We start from the raw sequence: 22,341 nt of genomic DNA, 5'->3' as shown, positions 1-22,341 counted from the left end.
TCTGTGTCTCCAGGAGCCCGATCAGGAAGAGCCCGATCACGCTCCGCCATGGCGGCCGCGCTCGTCCGAACTCAGTGCCGCGCTTCCACGGCGGAGCACACGGCTCGATTCCGAGACGATCACAGGGCGCTCCCCCGTGAAACTGACGGTGAGGCTCAGCTCCGACAAGCCCTCCGACCGGACACCTCGCGCCGGATTCCCGGCGGAAAAGGCCATCACGGTGCGGACGACGCAGACGGAACCGGCGGCGTTGCAGGCCGTGCGCATGGTGCCATCCTGCGGCGCGTAGCGGCGCTCGGGCCAGCGGCGCACGAAGCGCCGCTTCTCGGACATCAGGGCGGAGATGCTCATGGGCCGGCCGTGGAAGCGCACCCGGTCGCCGTAAAAGCGCGGAGCGGCGGCCAGCATGGCGCCGTTCGGGGCGGAAACGCTATCGAGATAGTCTCCCGTCAACCGCTGCGCCTGTGCGGCCCAGCCGCCGAAGCGCGGATCAGGCGCCGTCGTATCGATCTCGGAGGACACGGCCATCCGACGACGCTCCTGACGCCGCTCGCGCCGCTCCACCCGCTCGACACGGCGGTGGTCACGGGGTGCCGCAGCCTGCTGGCTGTCCACCGCGTCGGGGTCGGCCGACGTGTCCGCGGACTTGGCCGCTTCCTTCGTGGGATCGGCGGCTTGCGGCTTCGACGCGTCGGATCGGGCCGCCCCCGTCTTCGCCGGCGGATCGACCCAGCCGGAGGCCGGGTCGGCGCGCGTCGGCATACAGGCGAGCAGCAGAGCGGCCAGGCTCGATGTTGTGAGGGCGAGGACGGAGCGCATAGGCGGGACCGGGGTTTGGCCGAGGAACCTGCCCGAACGCCCGGATGCGGGCCGCGACGAGACGCGCGCGTTCGGCATCATCCAACGTCGGCGGATACCGGCACGGTTCCATCGTGCCGGCGGGGGTGCATGCCAGGGGACGCATTGCGGAGCAAGCTGCAGCCGCGCGGGGTCGGATAAATCTTAACCTTGAGCAATCGCATTTCATGGCCGCTCCCGGCCTTGCCGCCACGCTCGGGCTCCCCACCTTGGGCGTGATGGGTCCGGGCCCCTCTGACGGTCGAGGCGTCGACCGTGATGTCGGGCCACCACGCGCCTCGCGCCCACGCCGCGCATTCAGGCTGCCCATGCCCTCACCCGTCGCCAGAACCCTGTCCTCCGGATGGCCGCTATGAGCGCACCACGCCGCGCCCTGATGCTGGTCAACCCGAAGGCCCGCAACGGCGGCGTGCCGCTCGATGCGATCCGCGAGGCCCTGCGCGACGGCGGCATCGAGCCTGTCGAGCCGCAGGGCGCCGATAGCGGGCAGGCCGACTGCAGCGCCGTCATCGCCCGCCACGCCAGGAACGCCGACCTGATCGTCCTCGGCGGCGGCGACGGCACGCTGAATGCCGCCGCGCCCGCCCTTGTCGAGACCGGGCTGCCCCTCGGCATCCTTCCCCTCGGTACCGCCAACGACCTCGCCCGCTCGCTCGGCCTGCCCCTCGATCCTTTGGCGGCGGCGCGCGCCATCACCACGGCCGAGGCCCAGCCCGTCGATCTCGGATGCGTCAACGGGCACTACTACTTCAACGTCGCCAGCATCGGCTTCTCCGCCGACCTCGCGGGCGAGCTCACCGCCGAGGCCAAGAAGACCTGGGGCACGGTGGGCTACGCCATCGCCGCCTTCCGCCTGCTGCGCCGCGCCCGGCCGTTCTCGATCACCATCGAGCATGACGGCAAGGTCGAGAAGGTCACCACGATCCAGGCTTCCGTCGGCAATGGCCGCCATTACGGCGGCGGCATGACCGTGTCGGAGGACGCCACCGTCGACGACGGCAAGCTCGATTTCTACAGCCTCGAAGTCGACCATTGGTGGCGGCTGATCGCCCTGCTGCCGGCGCTCCGCCGCGGCACACATGGCGAGGCCGCGGACGTGCGCGCCTTCAGCACCACAGAAATCGTCCTGAAGACGAAGAAGCCGCGGCCGGTGAACACCGACGGCGAACTCGCCACACACACGCCGGCGCATTTCAAGGTGCTGCCGAAGGCCGTGCGGATCTTTGCGCCCGAGCGGAGTGCGCGGCCCGCGGCGCAGACCGGCTTCCGGATGCCGTTCTGACGGCGTCACGCATCTGACGGCACAACCAAAAACGAGGACCGACCGGGCGTGGACCACATTCTTCAACTTGCCGCTGACCCCACCGCCTGGGCGGCGCTGGCGACCCTGATGGTCATGGAGGTCGTCCTCGGCGTCGACAACCTGATCTTCATCTCGATCCTGACCAACCGGCTGCCGGCCGACCAGCAGACCCGGGCGCGCCGCATCGGCATCGGCTTGGCCCTGGTGCTGCGCCTCGGACTGCTCGGCACCGTCGCCTGGATCGTCCACCTCACCGAGCCGGTCTTCGAGGTCTTCGGCAAGGGCTTCTCCTGGCGCGACCTGATCCTCATCGCCGGTGGCCTCTTCCTGCTCTGGAAGGCGACGAAGGAAATCCATCACAGCGTCGACCCGGACGGCGGCCAGGGGGCAGAAAACGCGGTCAAGCTCGGCTTCGCCGCGGCCATCGGCCAGATCCTGGTGCTCGACCTCGTCTTCTCGATCGACTCGATCATCACGGCGGTGGGCATGACCGAGCACGTGCCGATCATGGTGATCGCCGTGGTCGCCGCCGTGACCGTGATGCTGATCGCCGCCGATCCGCTCTCCCGCTTCATCGCCGCCAACCCTACGGTGGTGATGCTGGCGCTCGGCTTCCTCATCATGATCGGCATGACGCTGATCGCCGAAGGCTTCGGGGCACACGTGCCGAAAGGCTACATCTACACCGCCATGGCCTTCTCGGCCGGCGTCGAAGGCCTGAACATGCTGGCCCGGCGCCGGAGGAAGAGGCGGGCGGCCACGCAGCCGTGATGTTTCACGTGGAAGCGGGGCCGCCGGACCAGAGATGGCGGCTGCGCTCGCAAGGACGAGGACGAATCGAAGGCGCGATGGCCCGGTGCGGATCGGCCGGACAGGGGCGTCAGAGAATCGGCTCGCGCGCCGCGGCGTCCTCCCGGGCGCAGATTGCGGCGTCCGGCTTCGCGCCGCTCGTCGTCAGCGCCTTGGAAAGCTCGCTGCGGGCCCGGTCGAGATCGCTCCGAAACCCGGCATCGCTCATCAGAGCCGCGAACACGACCGAGGCGTTGGTGCGCGCGGCAACGACGTCGCTCATCCAGTGGACGCCGCAGATGACGCGGCTCTCGCCGTAGAGCCGGCCGCGCACCAGGATCGGCGTCGCCTTTTCCGGCAGGAGGGTCGCCATGATCATCGCGTAGGCCCAGCCCTGCGTGGCGTGGCCGGAGGGGTAGCTGAAGCTGTCGGCGAGTTTCGGATCGCGCGCGACGCAGATCGGAAGTTCGTTGCCGACGAAAGGCCGCAGGCGGCGGTAATGGCGCTTGGGCGCCCGCACCGCGCGGACGAGATCGAGCCGCGTGCGCTCGAGCAGCGTGATCAGGACGGGCACGCGGGCCGGGTCGAGGCGCTGGCCGAGTACGCAGGAGAAGTCCTCCAGCAGGGCGGCCGCGCCTTCGGCGACGTCGTTGGTGGCGAGGTCCCAGCGCGGCGTCCCGGCATAGCTCCGGGTCATGGTGTAGATGGCGTGGTCGGCGCTTTCCGAGGCCGAATGACCGCCGGGCGGCGGTGGCAGGATCGCCAGGGTATCGGGCGCGGTCTCGTCCGCGAGATACGGCTTGTGCGCAGGCTTGTCGGGGTTCACCGGATCCGACGCCAGCGAGGGCGCCGACGGCTCCTTGGACGGGGTCTTGCCCGGTTCGGCCGCGCCGGGGGACGCCGCCAGCAGGAGGACGGCCAGCAGGGTCGGCAGGCGCAGCATCGGATCGGCCTTGGGTGAGGCTCGCCGGGGCGGGCGAGGCAGAAACGGGGACGGAATCGGGTTTACGGTCGCGCTCTAACATCGACGTGCGACGGCACGGTCACAATCCGATGTTATCGCGGCGCGGATGAACCGCTCCCGTCATTGCTTCGCTGCGTTCGCAACGATGGGAAGCATAGCGGCGCCGTCTGCCTGGACGTATCTCACGCCGCACGGATCGCCGCGGCCGTCTCGCGAGAAAACTCTTCGTGGGGGCTGAGCGCGCCCGGGATCCGCCTCGCGACGACCCGGCCCGAGGCGCAGAGCGCATCCATCTCCGCCCCCGACCGGCGCGGCGCGCTCTCGGAGCGCAGCACCAGCACCGGCGGCACGTCTCGTCCGAACAAGTCGAGGAAGGCCTCACGGCTGTCGACCGGGTCGAGGCCTCCGGTGACGAAGGCCGCCGTGCCGAAGCGCCCGCCGCGCTGGCGCGTGATCCTGTGCTTGTCCGCGATCACCTCCGGCGTCACATGCGCCGAGTCGGCGAAGACGTGGGCACGCATCATCTTGCCGATCACCGGGCGGCTGATGTTCGCGCGATAGAGCGCCTCGCCGACTACCGGCATCTCCACGGCCTTGCGGATGCGCCCGAACCAGGGCCGGCGCGCCTCGCCCATCGCGGTGGGGAGAGGGCCGCGCCAGGTCGGCGCGATCAGGACCAGTTTCTGGAAGGTCTGCGGATGCCGGGCCGCCGCCGCGACGAGATAGCCGGCGGCGTGGCCCGCGGCGATGCCGAGGGCATAGGGGCCGGGCGCGGCGGCGAGCAGGGCATCGAGGAAGGCATGGAAGGTCGCCGGTTCGAGGGGCACCCGCGCCCGGTCATGCGCACCGAAGCCGGGCCAATCGGGTAAGAGGCAGCGATGGGAGCCGGACAGCGCGCGCGCCAGCGGCAGCATTTCTTCGCGTGCAGAAATGGAAGACAGCGCCGGAAGCAACAGCGCCTCGGATCCCTCGCCGAGCACGTCGCAGGGCGTCGGCACGCGCCGGCCGGCCACCGTCAGGTCGAGCGTCCGGGTGACGGGGACCGGGACTGTCATGCTGACCGTCTCTCTATCATGTGGCCGGGAGATACTGACGCGGTCGCCAGCCTCCCGGCGCCGGATGTCAGGTCCGCAGCAGCTCGTTGATCCCCGTCTTCGCCCGCGTCTTGGCGTCGACGCGCTTGACGATCACGGCGCAGTAGAGGCCCGGACCCGGAGTACCGTCGGGGAGCGGCTTGCCGGGGGTCGTACCGGAGACGACGACCGAATAGGGCGGCACGCGGCCGTAGAAGGTCTCGCCGGTGGCGCGGTCGATTATGCGGGTCGAGGCGCCGATATAGACGCCCATGGAGAGCACCGAGCCCTCGCCGACGATCACGCCCTCGGCCACCTCGGCGCGGGCGCCGACGAAGCAGTTGTCCTCGATGATCACCGGATTGGCCTGCAGCGGCTCCAGCACGCCGGCGATGCCGGCGCCGCCGGAGATGTGGCAATTCTTCCCCACCTGCGCGCACGACCCGATCGTTACCCAGGTATCGACCATGGTGCCTTCGCCGACATAGGCGCCGAGGTTGACGAAGGACGGCATCAGCACCGCACCTGGCGCGATGAACGCGCCGCGGCGCACGAAGCAGCCCGGCACGGCGCGGAAGCCGCCGGCGCGGAACTCGGCCTCACCCCAGCCCTCGAACTTCGAGGGCACCTTGTCCCACCAGGTGGACGAGCCGGGTCCGCCCTGGATCGGGACCATGTCGTTCAAGCGGAACGAGAGCAGGACGGCCTTCTTCAGCCACTGGTTCACCTGCCAGCCTTCGCCGGGCTGGTCGCCGGTCTTGTAGGCGACGCGTTCCCGGCCGGAATCGAGCAGGTTCAGCGCCTCCTCGACGGCCTCGCGCACCGCGCCTGTGGTCGTGGTGGAGATGCCGGCGCGGTCTTCCCAGGCGGCTTCGATGGTCTGGGCGAGAGCGTCGTGGGACATCGGGTGTTTCCGGGCGGACGGGATAGGCGGCCTCTCTACAAAAGCCGCCCGTCGCTGTCACGGTGTGGGCGCGCGCGTCAGCGCTTCGTATTCCCGGCGGTCTGGCCGAACATCACCTTCTTGGCGTCGTCGCTCATGGTCTTTCCGAAATCGGGATTGACCTCCGGCGCCCGGGCATAGGCGGCCTTGGTCGCCGGGCGCTCGGCGATCGTCTCGAACCAGCGCTTGAGGTGCGGGTGGTCGTCGAGGCGCTGGCCCTGCTTCTGCCACGGCACGATCCAGGGATAGGCTGCCATGTCGGCAATGGAATAGTCGGGTCCGGCCACGAACGCGCGGTCGGCGAGGCGCCGGTCGAGGACGCCATAGAGGCGGTCGGTCTCGTTGACGTAGCGGTCGATCGCGTAGGGGATCTTTTCGGGCGCATATTGCGAGAAGTGGTGGTTCTGGCCGGCCATCGGCCCGAGACCGCCCATCTGCCAAAAGAGCCATTGCAGTACCTCGGCCCGGCTGCGGACGTCCTCCGGTAGGAACCGCCCGGTCTTCTCCGCGAGGTAGAGGAGGATGGCGCCGGATTCGAACAGCGAGATGGGCGCGCGGCCGTCGGCCGGGTCGTGGTCGACGATCGCCGGCATCCGGTTGTTGGGGGCGATCTTCAGGAAATCCGGCGCGAACTGGTCGCCCTTGCCGATGTTCACGGGAAAGATCCGGTAGGGCAGTCCGGTCTCCTCCAGGAACAGCGTCACCTTGTGGCCGTTCGGGGTGGGCCAGTAATGCAGGTCGATCATCGGATGCTCCGGAGAAGCTGACGGGCTGCCCTCTCGGCGGTTCACATGAGTCCGCCTTCGGGCCTCGACAACCGGCTTAACCCGCTCGAAACGCTGCGGCCGATACAACGCGGACTGGTGCGTGTGCGCCCGCGCACGCCGATTCGCGAAGAACCGTCATGGCAGCGGGTCTCTCCTTCGACGCCACGTTCGGACGCCTGAAGGCGGTCCGTTCCGGCGCCGGCCTCTCGGCCGTGAGCGTGTTCGCCGTGCGGATCGCTGCGGCCGGCTTCGCCTACGCGGCGCAGGTGCTGATGGTCCGGCTGATGGGCGGGACCGAGTACGGAATTTTCGCGACCGTCTGGGTCTGGATGACCATTCTCGGACATACGGCCACGCTCGGGCTCTCGCAGGGCGCCTGCCGCTTCCTGCCGGCCGCCGAGGCGCTGGGGCGCCGGGCCGAGATGCGCGGCTTCCTCGCCGGCGGGGCGGCGGCGAGCATGGCGTGCGGGCTGGCCGTGTCGCTGCTCGGGCTGCTCGCCCTGCGGGCGGAGGGCAGCCTGCTCGCCGGCCCCTTCGGCGTGCCGATCGTGCTCGGCGCTCTGGTCCTTCCGCTCCTCGCCTTCCAAGACTACCTCGAAGGCGTCGCCCGCAGCCGCAACTGGGCCGTGCTCGCCATCGCGCCGCCCTACCTCCTGCGCCAGGGCCTGATGATGGCCGCGATGGTCGTCGCGGTCCTGGCGGGTGCGCCGGCCAAGGCCTCGGTGGCGCTGGCCTGCACGCTGCTCGCGACCGGCATCGCCGTGACCGTCCAGGGTGGCCTGCTGCTGGCGCGGCTCGGGCCTTCGCTGCTGCGGGGCGAGCGCCGCTACCGCTGGCGCGAATGGATGACCGCCTGCCTGCCGATCGCGGCCGTGGAACTCGCCGCCGCCGCCTTCGCCTTCGTCGACGTGCTCGTCATCGGCATGCTGATGTCGCCCGCCGCCGTCGGCCTGTACTTCGCCGCGACCCGGATCCAGCAGCTCGTGATCCTGGTGCATTACGCGGCCTCCGCCGCCACCGCGCAGCGCTTCACCGCCGCCAAGGCACAGGGGGACATGGCAGGGCTCAATAATCTGGTGCGCGATCAGGCCCGCTGGGTGCTCGGCGCGACGGCCCTCATCGGTGCGGGCACGGTGATCGCCGCACCGCTGCTGCTCGGCCTGTTCGGGCCGGAATTCCGCGAGAGCCTTCCGGTGCTGACGGTCCTCGTCGTCGGCAGCATAGGCGCGAGCCTGTTCGGCCCGGGCGAAGACCTGCTGACCATGCTGGGTGGGGAAAGACTTTGCGCCGGCATCACCGTGGCGATGCTCGGCCTCGGCGCCGTGCTCTGCTTCGTCCTCGTCCCGTGGCTCGGCCTGATCGGCGCGGCTCTGGCCATGGCCTGCGTGACGATCCTGCGCGCCGCCGCCATGGCGCTCGCCGCCCGCGCCATCCACGGCATCGCGACGCCGGCGTTTTCGCAGGCTCGCGCGCAGAGGGCCGGGCGGTGACCGCACGGACTGGTCTTCGCCGGGTCGAAGCCCAGACGGGCGAGCGTCGGGTCCGTCACTCGGTCGCGATCGTCGATCTCGCTGCGCTGAGGGCCGAGCCGCAGGCCTGGGACGATCTCGTCGCGCGCGCGGTCGAACCTCATCCGCATTTCACCCGGCACGTCGTCGAGGCGCACCGACGGGCCGGACTGCTCCGCGACGACTGCGCCTTCGTCATCGTCCGCACGGCCGACCGGCTCGATGCGATCCTGCCGTTCCGCAGTGGCCTCGACATCACAGGCCTCGGGACCGCGGTGGCGCAGCCCGTCCTCTCGCCGTTCATGCCGTCGAGCGCGCCGTTGGTGGCGGGCGAAGTCTTCGCCGAGACGCTGGCGATCCTGGTCGCGGGCCTCGCCGAGGCTTCCAACGGACGAGCCTGGCGCTGGCCGCTTCTGTCGATCTCGAGTCCTGTCGGCCGAGCCTTGCTCGCCGCGCTGCGTGATGCCGGCTGGACGACCGGCATCGTCGACAGCTTCGAGCGCCCGGTCCTCGACCGTCGCCCGAGCCACGACGCCTTTCTGGAGGACCATCCCTACAAAAGCCGGCTCAAGGACCTGCGCCGCCGCCGGCGCCGGCTCGCCGAAGCGGGCGCGATCGAATGCGTCACCGCGACCGAGGGCGATGCCCTCGTCTCGGCCGTCGAGGATTTCCTGGCGCTGGAATCGGCCGGCTGGAAGGGCGACGCCGGTACGGCCATGGCTTGCCGCCCCAGGACACTCGCCCTGGCGCACGCCCTGTTCGCCGAGGCATCGGGTCCGGTGACCGTGCGGGCCGACACGCTGAGCCTCGACGGTCGCCCCCTCGCCGTCAGCCTCGCATTGATCGCGGGCGGCACGGCCTGTCTCCTCAAGACCGCCTACGACGAGCGCGAGCGCGCCCTCGCGCCCGGCCTCGTGCTGGAAGCCGAGATCGTCCGCGCCTTTCACGAGGCCGCCTTCGCCGAGCGACTGGATTCGGCCACACGCGCCGGCTCGGCCCTGGAGAGCCTCTACCGCGAGCGCGAGACGGTGGCGGAGATCATCGCGGTCCCGCCCGGCGGGGAGGGGCGGTTGTCGATCGATCGGCGCGTGGCGCTCGCCCGCTTCGAGCGCCGGGCGAAGGCCGAGGCCAGGCGGCTGCTGAAGCGCGGCTGAGGCCCTCGTCATCAACCGCGTTGCCACCGCGCGCGAGCCGGTCCTATAACGCAGCCCCATTCCGTAGAACGTCAGGCGTCGAGGATCCCACTCTCGGGAGCCCTCCGCCGATCAAGCAAAAGAAGAAGGTCACGCCATGGCCGGGCATTCCCAGTTCAAGAACATCATGCACCGGAAGGGTCGCGTCGACGCGGTCCGCTCCAAGCTGTTCGGAAAGCTCGCCCGCGAGATCACGGTCGCGGCCAAGCTCGGCATGCCCGACCCTGCGATGAACGCCCGCCTGCGCGCGGCCATCGTCGCGGCGCGTGCCGAGAACGTGCCGAAGGACAACATCGAACGCGCCATCAAGAAGGCCAGCGGCGCCGACGGCGAGAACTACGAGGAGATCCGCTACGAGGGCTACGGCCCCGGCGGTGCCGCGCTGATCGTCGAGGCGCAGACCGACAATCGCAACCGCACGGCGAGCGACGTGCGCTCGGCCTTCACCAAGTCCGGCGGCAGCCTCGCCGAGACCGGTGCGGTGGCCTTCATGTTCGACCATGTCGGGCTGGTCGAATTCGCGCCCGAGGTCGGCGATGCCGACGCCGTGCTGGAAGCCGCGATCGAGGCCGGCGCCGACGACGTCCGCTCGTCGGAGGATGGCCACGAGATCGTCTGCGAGCAGACCGCCTACGGCGAGGTCTCGAAGGCGCTGGAGGCCCGCTTCGGCGAGCCGCGCCGCACCGCACTGATCTGGAAGGCCCAGAACACCATCGATGTCGACGACGAGACCGGCGAGAAGCTGCTCCGCCTCGTCGAGGTCATCGAGGACCAGGACGACGTGCAGAACGTCTTCGTGAACTTCGCGCTGTCGCCGGAGCTGATGGCCCGCCTCGCGGACCAGTAGGCTCGATAGGACTGTGTCATTGTGACGCAGTTCGGTGCCGGAGATCGCGGCGTCTGCCTAAAGAATGTTCTGGAACCGAAACGTCTGCAGGGTCATCCTGCCGCCGGTGTCGTCCGTATGACGGCATGCATCCTGTGGATGGCTCTTTCTCCATTTGGTGCGGTGCACAAAGCGTATGGAAGCGCCTAGTTTCGGGCGATGACCTCTGCGAGTCGTGCCGTGAAGAAGACCTCGAAGAACTTCGCCGACCTGCCGCCCATCCGGGTGCGCAAGGAGCCGCCGACCCTGGTCGAGGCGGTCGCGGCTGCGCAGGACCTCGCCGACGATGTCGAGCAGCAGGTCGAGATCGCGGCCGGTCTGATCGGTCTGGCGCTCGACGAGGTCCGCCCGCATGTCGTCGCCGCCGCCAAGGCACGGCAGGAGCGGCCGAAAGAGCGTTTCTCGGAGCGGATGCTCGACCGCGCCTTCGAGCGGATGCCGGACCGGGTCATGAGCCCGGGCTCGCCGAGCCGCGCACCGCGCACCGTGGTCGTCGAGCGCCGGACCCGTCCGACCGTGGTGATCGAGCGCCGCAGCGGACGGCCGCTGGAGCCGCGCCGCTGAACCGCTCTCGCGGCCGGACTTGACCCCGGCCGCCGAGCGCCCGCATCCCGTCGACATGACAGACCGGCGCGGCGATCACCTCTGGCGGCCCTATACCCAGATGAAGCACGCCGCCGCCCCGCTCGAAGCGGTGGCGACCTCCGGCAGCCGGATCACGCTCGGTGACGGCCGTGAGCTGATCGACGGCATCGCCTCGTGGTGGACGGCAGTCCACGGCTACAACCATCCCCATATCCGCGATGCGGTCGCCGACCAGCTCGGGCGGATGCCGCACGTGATGTTCGGCGGCCTGACGCATGCGCCGGCGGAACGACTGGCCGCGCGTCTCGCCGCCCTGCTGCCGGGCGCGCTGAACCACGTCTTCTTCACCGATTCCGGTTCGGTCGCCGTCGAGGTCGCCCTGAAGATGGCCGTGCAGCTCTGGCTGAACCGAGGCATCACCGGCCGGACCCGCGTCCTCGCCTTCCGCGGCGGCTACCATGGCGACACGATGGGCGCGATGTCGGCCTGCGACCCCGACGAGGGCATGCATCGCCGCTTCGGCGCCTACCTGCCGTCCCAGGTGTTCTGTGAACTGCCGCGCACGGCCGCCCTCGAAGCCGATCTCGATGCGGCACTCGTCGCCCATCGGCACGAGCTCGCAGCGGTGATCGTCGAGCCGCTGGTCCAGGGCGCCGGCGGCATGCTGATGCATCCGCCCGAGGTGCTTGCGACGATCGAAAAACTCAGCCGCCGCCACGGCCTTCCCCTCATCGCCGACGAGATCTTTACGGGCTTCGGCCGTACGGGCTCGCTGTTCGCCTGTGAGCAGGCCGGTGTAACGCCCGACATCCTCTGCCTGTCGAAGGCGCTCACCGGCGGCACCCTGGCCCTCGCCGCCACCATCGCCACCACCGAGATTTTTTCGCAGTTCTGGTCCGACGATCCGGCCCATGCCCTGATGCACGGCCCGACCTTCATGGCGAACCCGCTGGCCTGCGCCGCCGCCAACGCCAGCCTCGACCTTTTCGAAGTGGAGCCGCGGCTCGTTCAGGCCGGCGCTATCGGCAGATCGCTCACCGCAGGCTTGGCGCCTGTGCGAAGTAAGCAGGGGATCGCGGATGTCCGGGTGCTGGGCGCAATCGGCGTCGTGCAATTCGAAAAGGCACCGGATCTGGCGGCGCTCAAGCAGCGCTTCATCGCGCGCGGCGTCTGGGTTCGGCCCTTTGGCGACATCGTCTATCTCACCCCGGCGCTGACGATTTCGGAGGGGGATCTCGAAGAGCTGATCGCGGCGGTCTGCGAGGTCGCTGCGGCCGCGGCGTGATGCCGGTTCCGGTTGGTCACCTCGAACGATCCTTCGTCATTGCGAGCGCAGCGAAGCAATCCAGGGCCAACACGCCGACGGCAGGGCGTTGGCCCTGGATTGCTTCGCTGCGCTCGCAATGACCGCTTGGCATTTTGCGGAGGATGGCCCGGACGCATCAACCGAAGACGGTCCGAGAGGGATCCTCGCCGGAGGCCCGCTCGGATTCGTACTCTGGCGTCGGCCAATCCGCGCCGCGGTGCGGCCCTACAGCCCCCGCTCTCGCCGTAGCCGGACGATGGCCCGGTCGAGGGCTCCGAGAAACGCCGAGCGATCCTTCGGCGAGAACGGCTTCGGGCCGCCGGTGATCGCGCCGGCCTCGCGCAGGTCCTGCATCAGGTTGCGGGTCGCCAGCGCCATGCCGACGGAGGAATCCGTGAAGGCCTTGCCGTTCGGGGCGATGGCGACCGCGCCTGCCTTCACGCAGCGGCTCGCCAGCGGCACGTCGTTGGTGACGACGACGGAGGCGGCGTTCGCCCGCTCGGCGATCCAGTCGTCGGCCGCGTCGAACCCGTCGCTGACGACGACGCGCTCGATCCAGGGCTCGCGCGGCAGGTTCATGAAGCTGTTGGCGACGACGTAGACGTGCAGCCCGTAGCGGGCCGCCACGCGAAACGTCTCGTCCTTCACCGGGCAGGCATCCGCGTCGACGTAGAGCGTGATCGCGTCGGGCCGGTTCGGATCGCCCATGGTCGGTGGCTCAGGAGCCCGAGGGCTTGATCACCGCGAGCACGGAGGCGATGCGGGTCTTGATCTGATCGGCCAGCACCTTGGCGAGGCGAATCTCGGCATCGCGGGCCGCCCGCAGCGAGGCGAAGCGCTGGGTCGAGCGGTCGTAGGTCGCGGTCGAGGTGGCGACGCCCTCGGTGACGATCTTGGTGCCGTCGAGGTTCTCCAGCGAGAAGCTGACGGTGCCGATGATGGTCCCGGCCTCCGCCCGCGCCGTGGTCGAGGACACGATCGGCGTGGTGACCGACTCGCTGCCGCGCAGCTTCAGCCGATAGCGCTTCGGCGTCGCGTTCTGGCCCGATCCGTCGAGGCCGAAGATCAGCTCGCTGCGCAGGTAGTGCCCGAGGCGATCCTGGTCCTGCGCCATGATGACGTCGTCGATCTGCACCGAGGCGAGGGCCACCTGCATCGACTCGCCGGAAGCGGTCGGTCCGTAGAGCGGGCGGAAACAGGCGGAGACGTTCAGCGCGAGGCCGGCTGCCAGAGCGAGCCGCGCCGTGCGGAAGGCCGCCTCTCGTGTCCCGAACCGCATCATCGCCCGTGGTCGCCCCGACTCGTATGCTCAAGCTTGTACGGCAAGCGCCGCGTCCGGTCATCAGCCTGCCACGGCGGGGTTTACGCTTCGTCTGCGGCGAGAGTGGGGTGAAGCGGCGGCTTCACACCACGAGGTTCACGATCCGCCCCGGCACGACGATCACCTTCTTCGGAGACCGTCCTTCGAGAGCACGCAGAACGGCCTCGTCGGCAAGCACGGCAGCCTCGACGACGGCCTTGTCGGCACCGCTCGGCACGGTGACGTCGGCGCGCTTGCGGCCGTTGATTTGCACCGGCAGGGTGATCTCGTCTTCGACCAAGAGCGCCCGCTCGACCTGCGGCCAGGGGGCGTCGGCGACGAGCCCGTCGCGGCCTAGCGCCTGCCAGCATTCTTCGGCGAGATGCGGCATCATCGGTGCGATCAGCTGCACCAGGATGCCGGCCGCTTCGCCCGCGATCGTGCGGGTGGCGCCCGTGCGGAGCGCCTCGTCGAGGGCGTTGGCCAGGGTGTAGACATGGGCGACGCAGCGGTTGAAGCGCAGGCGCTCGACATCCTCTTCGACGGACGCCAGCGCCTTATGAGCCGCCTTGCGGAGCGGCGCGTCGGCGGCTCGGGTCTGGCCGTCGGTGACCGCTGCGAGGTTCACGAGGCGCCAGATGCGCTGGACGAAGCGGGCGGCGCCCTGCACGCCCTCCTCGGTCCAGATCACGTCGCGCTCGGGCGGCGAGTCGGAGAGCACGAACCAGCGGGCGGTGTCGGCGCCGTAGCTCGCGATAATATCGTCGGGGTCGACGACGTTCTTCTTCGACTTCGACATCTTCTCGATGGGGCCGATGGCGATCTCGGCCCCCGTGCCCACGTGAAACGCCCGGCGTGTGCCTCCCTCGTTGTCGAGGCGGATCTCGGCCGGGGGCACCCAGGCGCCCGCCGCATCCTTGTAGGTCTCGTGGACGACCATGCCCTGCGTGAACAACCCGGCGAACGGCTCGGAGACGCCGGACCAGCCGGTCTCGCGCATCGCCCGCATGAAGAAGCGCGAGTAGAGCAGGTGCAGGATCGCGTGCTCGACGCCGCCGATATACTGGTCGACGGCGAGCCAGTGATCGACCGCGCCCCGGTCGGTCGGGGCGTCCTGCAACCAGGGCGCGGTGAAGCGGGCGTAGTACCAGGACGAATCGACGAAGGTGTCCATGGTGTCGGTCTCGCGCCGGGCCGCAGCGCCGCAGCGCGGGCAGGGCACGTTGCGCCAGGCATGGTCGCGCTCCAGCGGGTTGCCGGGCACGTCGAACGAGACGTCGTCGGGCAGCTTCACGGGCAGGTCGGCGACGGGGACCGGCACCGGGCCGCAGGCATCGCAATGGATGATCGGGATCGGGCAGCCCCAGTAGCGCTGCCGAGAGACGCCCCAGTCGCGCAGCCGGAACTGAATCTTTCGTTTTCCTACCTTTCGATTTTCGCATTCACTAATGGCTGCTTCGATTGCTTCTTTGATGCTTGTCACGTAGCGCGGGCACCCGGGGATTGGATTTGTGTATAGAAATTCTCCGTCCCGCTCATGCTCCTTCACTTTCTGAAGAATCCGGATGAAATCCTCCTTAAGTTGTCCGAATTCTTCTATCTCTTTCGTTAAAGAATTATCAGTTGTATATTTCTCATTGCCTCCAATCTCGAATGCGCGCGACGTAATACGAAAGAAGTCGATATAATCCTCGTTCAAATACCCATATTTATCAATGTAGCTTAGACTAACATGGGGATTCTTCTCAAAAGACTCCTTCAGCTTTTCGAATATTTCTGGCGTTGGGTCTTGTGCTGGTGCCGGGCGATAGACTTCAGTGACACCCAGGTCATATTTAATTGCGAAGTCAAGATCGCGCTGGTCGTGCGCCGGGCAGCCGAAGACCGCGCCGGTGCCGTATTCCATCAGCACGAAATTCGCGACGTAGACCGGCAGGGTCCAAGACGCGTCGAGCGGGTGGCGCACGGTGAGGCCGGTATCGAAGCCGAGTTTTTCGGCCGTATCGATCGCGGCCTGCGCCGTACCGAGACGCCGGCATTCCTCGATGAAGATCTGCAGGTCGGGCCGGTCCGCCGCGAGCGTCGCGGCGAGGGGATGATCGGCAGCGATGGCGAGGAAGCGGGCGCCGAACAGCGTGTCGGGACGGGTCGTGAACACGGTCACGGCGTCGTCCACACCCGCAGGGGCGGACGTCAGCGAAAACCGGACCTCCAGCCCCTCCGAGCGGCCGATCCAGTTCTTCTGCATGACCCGGACTTTTTCCGGCCAGCGATCGAGCCCGTCGAGCGCGCTCAACAGATCCTCTGCGAAATCGGAAATCCGAAAGAACCACTGGGTCAGCTCGCGCTGTTCCACCAGCGCGCCCGAGCGCCAGCCGCGCCCGTCGATGACCTGTTCGTTGGCGAGCACGGTGTGGTCGACCGGGTCCCAGTTCACCTTCGCCGTGCGGCGGGTGACGAGGCCCTTGTCGAGGAAATCGAGGAACAGGCGCTGCTGGTGGCGATAGTAGTCGGGGTCGCAGGTGGCGATCTCGCGGCTCCAGTCGAGGGACAGGCCCATCGACTGCAGCTGCTTCTTCATCGTCGCGATGTTGGCGTAGGTCCACTCGCGCGGATTGACCTTCCGCTCCATGGCCGCGTTCTCGGCCGGCAGGCCGAAGGCGTCCCAGCCCATCGGGTGCAGCACGTTGAAGCCGCGTGCCCGCTTGTAGCGCGCCACCACGTCGCCCATCGCGTAGTTGCGCACGTGCCCGACATGGATGCGCCCCGACGGGTAGGGAAACATCTCGAGCACGTAGTATTTCGGGCGTGGATCGTCGTTTCGCGTCTCGAACAGGCGCGCCGCGTCCCAGGCCTGCTGCCAGCGCGGCTCGGCATCCTTGGCGTTGTAGCGCTCGATGGCGCGGTCGTGGCTGGGGGTGCTGGTCATGGGCCGAGAACGCCGCGAAGTCCGAAGGAAAGCGAGGGGCGGCACTAGCATATCCCCGGCGCGGGGCGTCAACGCATCGGCTCTCTCCGACTTTCGTGCAGTCGCGCGGAGCCGAGGGCTGCCGGCCCGCGTTCCGGGAAGGTAAGGCGGGCGGCTGCGCTCCGAGCCCCTACGGAAGATAACCGAGACCCGATGACGGACCCCTGGACTCCCACAGTGCCCGAGGACAAGCCGCCGCTTGGCGAGGCCGACGTCGCGGCGGGCCTTGCCGAGGTGCGCGCGCTGATCGCGGGGGCCGCCGAGGACAGCGAGCGGGATCCGCAAGACATCCACCTCGTCGCGATCTCGAAGACGGCGCCGGCCGAGGTGATCCTTCCGGCGCTGGAGGCGGGCCAGCGTCTCTTCGGCGAGAACTACGTGCAGGAGGCGAAGGCGAAGTGGCCGGCGCTGCGCGAGCGGTTTCCGGACGTCGAGCTGCACTTCGTCGGCCCGCTGCAATCGAACAAGGCGCGGGAAGCCGTCGAGCTGTTCGATGTGATCCACTCTCTCGACCGGCTCTCGCTCGCCGCGGCGATCAGTAAGGAGAGCGAGCGGACGGGCCGGCAGCCGCGGCTGCTGATTCAGGTCAACACCGGCGGCGAGGAGCAGAAGGCGGGAGTCGCGCCCGACGCCGTCGATACGCTGCTCGCCGAGTGTCGCGACACGCACGGCCTCGTCGTGCAGGGCCTGATGTGCATTCCGCCCTTCGACGATCCGCCCTCGCCGCATTTCGCGCTGCTGGCGCGCATCGCCGACAAGCATCGCCTGCCGATCCTGTCGATGGGCATGAGTGCGGATTACCCGGCCGCGATCCAGATGGGTGCGACGCATATCCGCGTCGGCACCGCGATTTTCGGAGCCCGGGCGAAGAAGGCTTGAGACGCCGTCAGAGCGCGTCGCCGCGCAGCAACCGCGGCTGCGCCCCGCGGATCGCCGAGGCCTCGCCGATGAAGAAGCGCTTGAGACCGGGCAGGCGGTCGACGAGGCCGAGGCCGAAATCGCGGGCGAGGCGCACCGGCAGGGCGTCGTTCGAAAACAGCCGGTTCAGGCCGTCGGTGGCGGCCGCCATCGCCACGGTGTCGAAGCGGCGGGCGCGCTCATAGGCGCGCAGCACCTCCGGCGCGCCGGGATCGGTGCCGAGGCGCAGCGCCTCGGTGATGGCCTCGGCCAGGGCAGCGGCGTCCGAAAGGCCGAGATTGAGCCCCTGCCCAGCGACCGGGTGGATGACGTGGGCGGCGTCGCCGAGCAGCGCGAGGCGGTCGCCGCAGAACCTGCGGGCGATGCCGAAGCTCAGCGGATGGGCGCTGGGGCCGTCCTCCAGTTCGATATGGCCGAGGCTCAGTCCGAATCGCCGCTCGATCGCGGCCAGCGTCTCGTCGGCACTGCCGCCCAGCAGCGCCGGCACGTCGGCCTGCCGCTCGGTCCAGACGATCGAGGAGCGGTGCCGGCCGTCGCGATCCGGCAGCGGCAGGATCGCGAAGGGGCCGCTCGGCAGGAAGTGCTCGTAGGCGCGGCCCTCGTGATCGCGCTCATGCGCAATCGTCGCGACGATGCCCGATTGCGGGTAGGACCAGCCGACCCAGCTGATGCCGGCGGCCTCGCGCAGGCGCGAGCGCCCGCCATCGGCCGCGACAAGGAGGGAGGCGGCGAGGTCGCGCCCGTCCCCTAGCGTCGCGCGGATGCGGTCGCGTTCCGGCAAAGCCGTCGTGATGCCCGTCGCTTCGAAGCCGATCCCGGTCTCCGCCCCCGCCCTCAGCAGCACATCGACGAAAGCCTCCGCCTCGACCATGTGGGCGAACGGCTCGCCCCGGCTCTCGTCCTCCGCGCTTCTCTGCGCGAACGTCAGGAATGTCGGGCGCACCGGGTCGGCGAGGCGGCTGTCGGTGATGACCATGTCGCGGATGGGCTCCGCCGCCGGCGCGATCCGCTCCCAGAGTCCGAGTCGCTCGAACATCCGGCGCGGGCCGGCCGCCACGGCGAAGGCGCGGCCGCGATGGCGCGCGGCGCCGGCGGACAGGCCGGGATCGCAGATCGTGACCTCGAGTGCCGGTCCGTTCGCCTGCTTCAGGGCGAGCGCGAGGCTCAGGCCGGGGATGCCGGCACCGGCGACGAGCAGGCTGCGGCTGCCCGCGCGATTTTTGTTCGCACTGCTCATGCTGCTCCCCCGATGATTGTGCGATCGACGTCGAGCGCTTGCGCCTCCAAGCGGACACCTCCCGGCACCACGGTCCTGGAAGCCCCGACGACCCTCATGCTGAGGTGCCCGCGTCAGCGGGCCTCGAAGCACGGCAGCGGCTTATCCGATACGGAGAAACGCCGCCCGTCGAAGGCTATGGCAATCTCATTCAGTCGAGATCGACACACTGTCGCGACATCGAGATCTGCAGAACCGTCGGCCGTGCTTCGAGGCTCGCTTCGCGAGCACCTCAGCATGAGGAGGTTTTGTGATGGCAGCATGGTTGCGGTCAACCGGTTCTCGGCCGCCCAGCGTCGCAGGCATGAACGCGCGGCATGGCGAGGGGCGCCGTCCCCGCGCTATATCCCGACCCGCATCCGCCCCCGGGAGACCATGACAGCTGCCGTCCGCGAACTCCTCGACATCCTCGATCTCGAACGTCTCGAGACCGATCTGTTTCGCGGAGCCTGCCAGAAGAACGGCTGGCCGCGCGTCTTCGGCGGGCAGGTCGTGGCGCAGGCGCTGGTGGCGGCCTCGCGCACGGTTGACACGGCGCGGCCGCCGCACTCGCTGCATGCCTATTTCCTGCTCGGCGGCGATCCGGGCGTGCCGATCGTCTACGAGGTCGAGCGCATCCGCGACGGCGGCAGCTTCACCACCCGCCGGGTCAAGGCGGTCCAGCACGGCCGCGCGATTTTCGCGATGTCGGTTTCCTTCCACGCGGGGGAAGCCGGCTTCGACCACGCCACGGCGATGCCGGACGTGCCGCCGCCGGAGGATCTGGCGGATGCGGGCAGTTTCGTCGCCGCGGGCCGCGAAACGGACGACATCATCGTGCCCCCGCTGAAATTCGCCTACTTCACGCAGAAATGGCCGATCCAACTCAGGCCCGTCGAGGTCGAGCGCTATCGCAGCCGCGCGCCGCGCGCACCGCGCTTTCATGTCTGGATGCGCGCCGCCGAAACCCTGCCCGACGATCCGGCGATCCACCGGGCCGTGCTCGCTTACGCGTCCGACATGACGCTGCTCGATTCGACGCTCATCGCCCACGGGTGCACCGTGTTCGATCCCGAGATCCAGTCGGCGAGCCTCGATCACGCCCTCTGGTTCCACCGGCCGGTGAAGGCCGACGAATGGCTGCTCTACGCCCAGGACAGCCCCAGCGCCTCGGGCGCGCTCGGCTTCGCCCGCGGCGCGATTTTTTCGCGGGATGGACGGCTCGTCGCCTCCGTCGCTCAGGAAGGGCTCATCCGGCCGCGGGACCGCTGAGGCAGCGCACGCGGATCGATGGATCCTTAGGCGTTCGCCGGTGTCGACAGCGGGCGCCGGCCAAATCTGCCGCACCCTTCGACTTATTGCCTAAAAGGTATGCAGCTTGAGCGTTTGCTGTGCCTCCCGCGGAGTCATCTCCGGCTCAGTTTCTGGGCAGACAGGCAAACCGCCGAAAAGTTCCGACTGGCATAGTCCTTGAATGATGGCGCGCGGTCGCAGGCTCATTCCGAGCGCTGCGGAACCGCCGGACCTAAAGCCGTCCCAGTGACGAAGAGGGCGACCGGCGGCACATCGTGCGAACCCAGGGGGCGCCGCCCATGAAAATCGTGATGGCGATCATCAAGCCGTTCAAGTTGGAGGAGGTCCGGGATGCCCTCACGGGGATCGGCGTGCACGGCCTCACCGTGACCGAGGTCAAGGGATACGGCCGCCAGAAGGGCCATACCGAAATCTACCGCGGCGCCGAATATGCCGTCAGCTTCCTGCCGAAGCTCAAGATCGAGGTCGCGGTCGCCGCGGATCTCGTCACCAACGTCATCGACACCATCGCGGGTGCCGCCCGCACCGGCCAGATCGGCGACGGCAAGATCTTCGTCCTGCCGCTGGAGAAAGCGATCCGCATCCGCACCGGCGAGACCGACCAGGACGCCCTCTAGTCCCTGAGATCATCGGCGATCCGGCCCGGCCGGACTATCGCGCCTTCTCCTTCCACCAGAATCGCATCGCGATCGGGAGCCCCGTTTCCATGAAACTCCGTCACTTCCTTGCGCTCGGACTGGGAGGAGCCGCCATGGGCCTCCTCCTCGCCGAGCCTTCGCTCGCGCAGGATGCCGTCGCCGCGGCCGCCGCGCCGCCGGCCCCCGTCCCCAACAAGGGCGATACCGCCTGGATGCTGATCTCGGCCGCCCTCGTGCTGATGATGAGCGTGCCGGGCCTAGCCCTGTTCTACGGCGGCCTCGTGCGCACCAAGAACATGCTCTCGGTGCTGACCCAGGTCTTCGCCATCGTCTGCATCGTCGGCCTGCTGTGGGTTTTCTACGGCTACAGCCTCGCCTTCACCAACGGCGCCGGCCTCAACGACTTCATCGGCGGCTTCTCCAAGGCCTTCCTCAAGGGCGTCGATCCGAACTCGACCGTCGCCACCTTCTCGAATGGCGTCGTGATCCCCGAATACGTCTACATCTGCTTCCAGATGACGTTCGCGATGATCACGCCGGCTCTCATCGTCGGCGCCTTCGCCGAGCGGATGAAGTTCTCCGCGTTGATCGTGTTCATGGTCCTCTGGGTCACGCTCATCTACTTCCCGATGGCGCACATGGTCTGGTACTGGGGCGGCCCGGACGCCGTCGGCAACGCCGCCAAGGCGCTGGCCGCCGCAACCGACGACGCCACCAAGGCCAGCGCACAGGCGGCTCTCGACGCGGTCAATGCCGATGCGGGCTTCCTGTTCAAGAAGGGCGCCCTCGACTTCGCCGGCGGCACGGTCGTTCACATCAACGCGGGCATCGCCGGCTTCGTCGGCTGCCTGATGCTTGGCAAGCGCATCGGCTACGGCCGTGACCTGCTCGCCCCGCACTCGCTGACCATGACCACGATCGGCGCCTCGCTGCTCTGGGTCGGCTGGTTCGGCTTCAACGCCGGCTCCAACCTCGAGTCGAACGGCACCACCGGCCTCGCCATGCTGAACACCTTCGTCGCGACCTGCGCCGCGGCCGTGTCTTGGCTGTTCGTGGAATGGGCCGCCAAGGGCAAGCCGTCGCTCCTCGGCATGCTCTCGGGCGCCATCGCCGGCCTCGTGGCCGTCACCCCGGCCTCGGGCTTCGCCGGCCCGATGGGCTCGATCGTCCTCGGCTTCGTCGCCGGCGGCGTCTGCTTCGTGATGTGCTCCACCGTGAAGAACGCCATCGGCTACGACGACTCGCTGGACGTCTTCGGCGTCCACTGCGTCGGCGGCATCCTCGGCGCCCTCGCGACCGGCATCCTGGTCGACCCGAAGCTCGGCGGCGTCGGCATCCCCGACTACACCACAAAGCCCGGTGAGCTCGTGGTCGGCGCCTACGACATGATGGGCCAGTTCATCATCCAGGCCGAGGCCGTCGGCCTCACCCTGCTCTGGTCCGGCATCGGGTCCGCCATCCTCTACAAGCTCGTCGATCTCACGATCGGCCTGCGCGTGAAGGAAGACGAAGAGCGCGAAGGTCTCGACATCGCCGATCACGGCGAGCGCGCCTACAACTACTGATCCGAACGCGGCAGCGCTTCGAACGGAAGACCCCGGCGCCCGGCGCCGGGGTCTTTTCGTTTGCGTCGCGAATCTACGCTTGGACGATTGGCGGCGGTGATTCGAAATCGGGACGAATACGCAGGCGCGGCGATCGAATTCGCGCAATGGTCAAGAATTGATGAAAGACTTCGCACGCGAAACCGTGATCGGACGTGCCCGTGAGGCA

Annotated in this window: 20 protein-coding genes; 11 read left to right on the top strand and 9 right to left on the bottom strand. The window is 68.8% G+C overall.

The window, feature by feature from the left end:
• Window positions 1-36 precede the first annotated feature (36 nt).
• On the bottom strand, window positions 37-819 hold the full coding sequence (locus MHA02_RS08680; RefSeq protein WP_147078247.1) for a hypothetical protein: 783 nt from the start codon (window positions 817-819) through the stop codon (window positions 37-39).
• Between the two features lie 382 nt (window positions 820-1,201).
• Between MHA02_RS08680 and MHA02_RS08675 the strand changes: the two genes are divergently transcribed.
• Complete coding sequence (locus MHA02_RS08675) at window positions 1,202-2,140, top strand: lipid kinase (RefSeq protein WP_147078246.1); 939 nt, start codon at window positions 1,202-1,204, stop codon at window positions 2,138-2,140.
• A gap of 48 nt (window positions 2,141-2,188) precedes the next feature.
• Window positions 2,189-2,932, top strand: coding sequence for a TerC family protein (locus MHA02_RS08670; RefSeq protein WP_147078245.1), 744 nt, complete (start codon window positions 2,189-2,191; stop codon window positions 2,930-2,932).
• A gap of 109 nt (window positions 2,933-3,041) precedes the next feature.
• On the opposite strand, the gene MHA02_RS08665 is transcribed toward MHA02_RS08670, so the two are convergent.
• The 4 genes from MHA02_RS08665 to MHA02_RS08650 form a co-directional block, all read right to left on the bottom strand.
• Window positions 3,042-3,893: an acid phosphatase gene (locus MHA02_RS08665; protein WP_147078244.1), complete on the bottom strand. Its 852-nt coding sequence runs from the start codon at window positions 3,891-3,893 to the stop codon at window positions 3,042-3,044.
• Window positions 3,894-4,096: 203 nt separating this feature from the next.
• The gene (locus MHA02_RS08660; RefSeq protein ID WP_147078243.1) at window positions 4,097-4,969 is read right to left on the bottom strand and encodes an alpha/beta fold hydrolase; all 873 of its coding nucleotides are present in this window, start codon (window positions 4,967-4,969) and stop codon (window positions 4,097-4,099) included.
• Window positions 4,970-5,036: 67 nt separating this feature from the next.
• Window positions 5,037-5,891 (bottom strand): 2,3,4,5-tetrahydropyridine-2,6-dicarboxylate N-succinyltransferase, encoded by an 855-nt coding sequence (gene dapD, locus MHA02_RS08655; protein WP_147078242.1) that lies wholly within the window; start codon window positions 5,889-5,891, stop codon window positions 5,037-5,039.
• Window positions 5,892-5,968: 77 nt separating this feature from the next.
• On the bottom strand, window positions 5,969-6,676 hold the full coding sequence (locus MHA02_RS08650) for a glutathione binding-like protein (RefSeq protein ID WP_147078241.1): 708 nt from the start codon (window positions 6,674-6,676) through the stop codon (window positions 5,969-5,971).
• Between the two features lie 158 nt (window positions 6,677-6,834).
• Here MHA02_RS08650 and MHA02_RS08645 point away from each other — a divergent pair, with 158 nt between their 5' ends.
• The 5 genes from MHA02_RS08645 (at window position 6,835) to MHA02_RS08625 (ending at window position 12,154) form a co-directional block, all read left to right on the top strand.
• A complete protein-coding gene (locus MHA02_RS08645; RefSeq protein WP_147078240.1) occupies window positions 6,835-8,187 on the top strand; it encodes a lipopolysaccharide biosynthesis protein in 1,353 nt (450 codons plus the stop codon).
• Window positions 8,188-8,255: 68 nt separating this feature from the next.
• Complete coding sequence (locus tag MHA02_RS08640) at window positions 8,256-9,359, top strand: GNAT family N-acetyltransferase (protein WP_238180265.1); 1,104 nt, start codon at window positions 8,256-8,258, stop codon at window positions 9,357-9,359.
• A 136-nt stretch (window positions 9,360-9,495) separates the two neighbouring features.
• Window positions 9,496-10,245: a YebC/PmpR family DNA-binding transcriptional regulator gene (locus tag MHA02_RS08635; protein ID WP_147078238.1), complete on the top strand. Its 750-nt coding sequence runs from the start codon at window positions 9,496-9,498 to the stop codon at window positions 10,243-10,245.
• A gap of 198 nt (window positions 10,246-10,443) precedes the next feature.
• A complete protein-coding gene (locus tag MHA02_RS08630; protein ID WP_147078237.1) occupies window positions 10,444-10,848 on the top strand; it encodes a hypothetical protein in 405 nt (134 codons plus the stop codon).
• Window positions 10,849-10,903: 55 nt separating this feature from the next.
• Window positions 10,904-12,154 (top strand): adenosylmethionine--8-amino-7-oxononanoate transaminase, encoded by a 1,251-nt coding sequence (locus tag MHA02_RS08625; RefSeq protein ID WP_147078236.1) that lies wholly within the window; start codon window positions 10,904-10,906, stop codon window positions 12,152-12,154.
• Between the two features lie 246 nt (window positions 12,155-12,400).
• Here the strand turns inward: MHA02_RS08625 and MHA02_RS08620 are convergent, their stop codons facing one another.
• From MHA02_RS08620 to MHA02_RS08610, 3 genes are all read right to left on the bottom strand, one after another.
• Window positions 12,401-12,883, bottom strand: coding sequence for a YaiI/YqxD family protein (locus MHA02_RS08620; RefSeq protein WP_147078235.1), 483 nt, complete (start codon window positions 12,881-12,883; stop codon window positions 12,401-12,403).
• A gap of 10 nt (window positions 12,884-12,893) precedes the next feature.
• Window positions 12,894-13,457: an LPS assembly lipoprotein LptE gene (gene lptE / locus MHA02_RS08615; RefSeq protein WP_147078234.1), complete on the bottom strand. Its 564-nt coding sequence runs from the start codon at window positions 13,455-13,457 to the stop codon at window positions 12,894-12,896.
• Between the two features lie 121 nt (window positions 13,458-13,578).
• Window positions 13,579-16,404, bottom strand: coding sequence for a leucine--tRNA ligase (locus MHA02_RS08610; protein ID WP_147078233.1), 2,826 nt, complete (start codon window positions 16,402-16,404; stop codon window positions 13,579-13,581).
• 192 nt (window positions 16,405-16,596) lie between these two features.
• Between MHA02_RS08610 and MHA02_RS08605 the strand changes: the two genes are divergently transcribed.
• Complete coding sequence (locus MHA02_RS08605; protein WP_147078232.1) at window positions 16,597-17,322, top strand: YggS family pyridoxal phosphate-dependent enzyme; 726 nt, start codon at window positions 16,597-16,599, stop codon at window positions 17,320-17,322.
• A 7-nt stretch (window positions 17,323-17,329) separates the two neighbouring features.
• Here the strand turns inward: MHA02_RS08605 and MHA02_RS08600 are convergent, their stop codons facing one another.
• Complete coding sequence (locus MHA02_RS08600; RefSeq protein ID WP_147078231.1) at window positions 17,330-18,598, bottom strand: FAD-dependent monooxygenase; 1,269 nt, start codon at window positions 18,596-18,598, stop codon at window positions 17,330-17,332.
• A 414-nt stretch (window positions 18,599-19,012) separates the two neighbouring features.
• On the opposite strand from MHA02_RS08600, the gene tesB reads away from it, so the two are divergent.
• The 3 genes from tesB (at window position 19,013) to MHA02_RS08585 (ending at window position 22,133) form a co-directional block, all read left to right on the top strand.
• Window positions 19,013-19,888 carry an acyl-CoA thioesterase II gene (tesB, locus tag MHA02_RS08595; protein ID WP_147078230.1) on the top strand — a complete coding sequence of 292 codons (876 nt, stop codon included), beginning with the start codon at window positions 19,013-19,015 and terminating at the stop codon, window positions 19,886-19,888.
• Between the two features lie 320 nt (window positions 19,889-20,208).
• Window positions 20,209-20,547 carry a P-II family nitrogen regulator gene (locus MHA02_RS08590; protein ID WP_147078229.1) on the top strand — a complete coding sequence of 113 codons (339 nt, stop codon included), beginning with the start codon at window positions 20,209-20,211 and terminating at the stop codon, window positions 20,545-20,547.
• A gap of 89 nt (window positions 20,548-20,636) precedes the next feature.
• Entirely contained in the window at window positions 20,637-22,133 is a 1,497-nt protein-coding gene (locus tag MHA02_RS08585; protein ID WP_147078228.1) for an ammonium transporter, read from the top strand.
• Window positions 22,134-22,341: the final 208 nt, after the last annotated feature.

It is taken from the genome of Methylobacterium haplocladii, assembly GCF_007992175.1.
GTDB classification, from domain to species: domain Bacteria; phylum Pseudomonadota; class Alphaproteobacteria; order Rhizobiales; family Beijerinckiaceae; genus Methylobacterium; species Methylobacterium haplocladii.
This window is presented reverse-complemented; position numbering and strand designations above follow the sequence as displayed.

Excerpts from the sequence above, each read along its gene's own strand:
- MHA02_RS08635 (WP_147078238.1), top strand. The coding sequence starts at position 9,496 with ATGGCCGGGCATTCCCAGTTCAAGAACATCATGCACCGGAAGGGTCGC.
- MHA02_RS08630 (WP_147078237.1), top strand. The coding sequence starts at position 10,444 with ATGACCTCTGCGAGTCGTGCCGTGAAGAAGACCTCGAAGAACTTCGCC.
- MHA02_RS08590 (WP_147078229.1), top strand. The coding sequence starts at position 20,209 with ATGAAAATCGTGATGGCGATCATCAAGCCGTTCAAGTTGGAGGAGGTC.
- MHA02_RS08680 (WP_147078247.1), bottom strand. The coding sequence starts at position 819 with ATGCGCTCCGTCCTCGCCCTCACAACATCGAGCCTGGCCGCTCTGCTG.
- MHA02_RS08585 (WP_147078228.1), top strand. The coding sequence starts at position 20,637 with ATGAAACTCCGTCACTTCCTTGCGCTCGGACTGGGAGGAGCCGCCATG.
- MHA02_RS08610 (WP_147078233.1), bottom strand. The coding sequence starts at position 16,404 with ATGACCAGCACCCCCAGCCACGACCGCGCCATCGAGCGCTACAACGCC.
- MHA02_RS08605 (WP_147078232.1), top strand. The coding sequence starts at position 16,597 with ATGACGGACCCCTGGACTCCCACAGTGCCCGAGGACAAGCCGCCGCTT.
- tesB (WP_147078230.1), top strand. The coding sequence starts at position 19,013 with ATGACAGCTGCCGTCCGCGAACTCCTCGACATCCTCGATCTCGAACGT.
- MHA02_RS08650 (WP_147078241.1), bottom strand. The coding sequence starts at position 6,676 with ATGATCGACCTGCATTACTGGCCCACCCCGAACGGCCACAAGGTGACG.
- dapD (WP_147078242.1), bottom strand. The coding sequence starts at position 5,891 with ATGTCCCACGACGCTCTCGCCCAGACCATCGAAGCCGCCTGGGAAGAC.
- MHA02_RS08600 (WP_147078231.1), bottom strand. The coding sequence starts at position 18,598 with ATGAGCAGTGCGAACAAAAATCGCGCGGGCAGCCGCAGCCTGCTCGTC.
- MHA02_RS08625 (WP_147078236.1), top strand. The coding sequence starts at position 10,904 with ATGACAGACCGGCGCGGCGATCACCTCTGGCGGCCCTATACCCAGATG.
- MHA02_RS08620 (WP_147078235.1), bottom strand. The coding sequence starts at position 12,883 with ATGGGCGATCCGAACCGGCCCGACGCGATCACGCTCTACGTCGACGCG.
- lptE (WP_147078234.1), bottom strand. The coding sequence starts at position 13,457 with ATGATGCGGTTCGGGACACGAGAGGCGGCCTTCCGCACGGCGCGGCTC.
- MHA02_RS08665 (WP_147078244.1), bottom strand. The coding sequence starts at position 3,893 with ATGCTGCGCCTGCCGACCCTGCTGGCCGTCCTCCTGCTGGCGGCGTCC.
- MHA02_RS08675 (WP_147078246.1), top strand. The coding sequence starts at position 1,202 with ATGGCCGCTATGAGCGCACCACGCCGCGCCCTGATGCTGGTCAACCCG.
- MHA02_RS08660 (WP_147078243.1), bottom strand. The coding sequence starts at position 4,969 with ATGACAGTCCCGGTCCCCGTCACCCGGACGCTCGACCTGACGGTGGCC.
- MHA02_RS08645 (WP_147078240.1), top strand. The coding sequence starts at position 6,835 with ATGGCAGCGGGTCTCTCCTTCGACGCCACGTTCGGACGCCTGAAGGCG.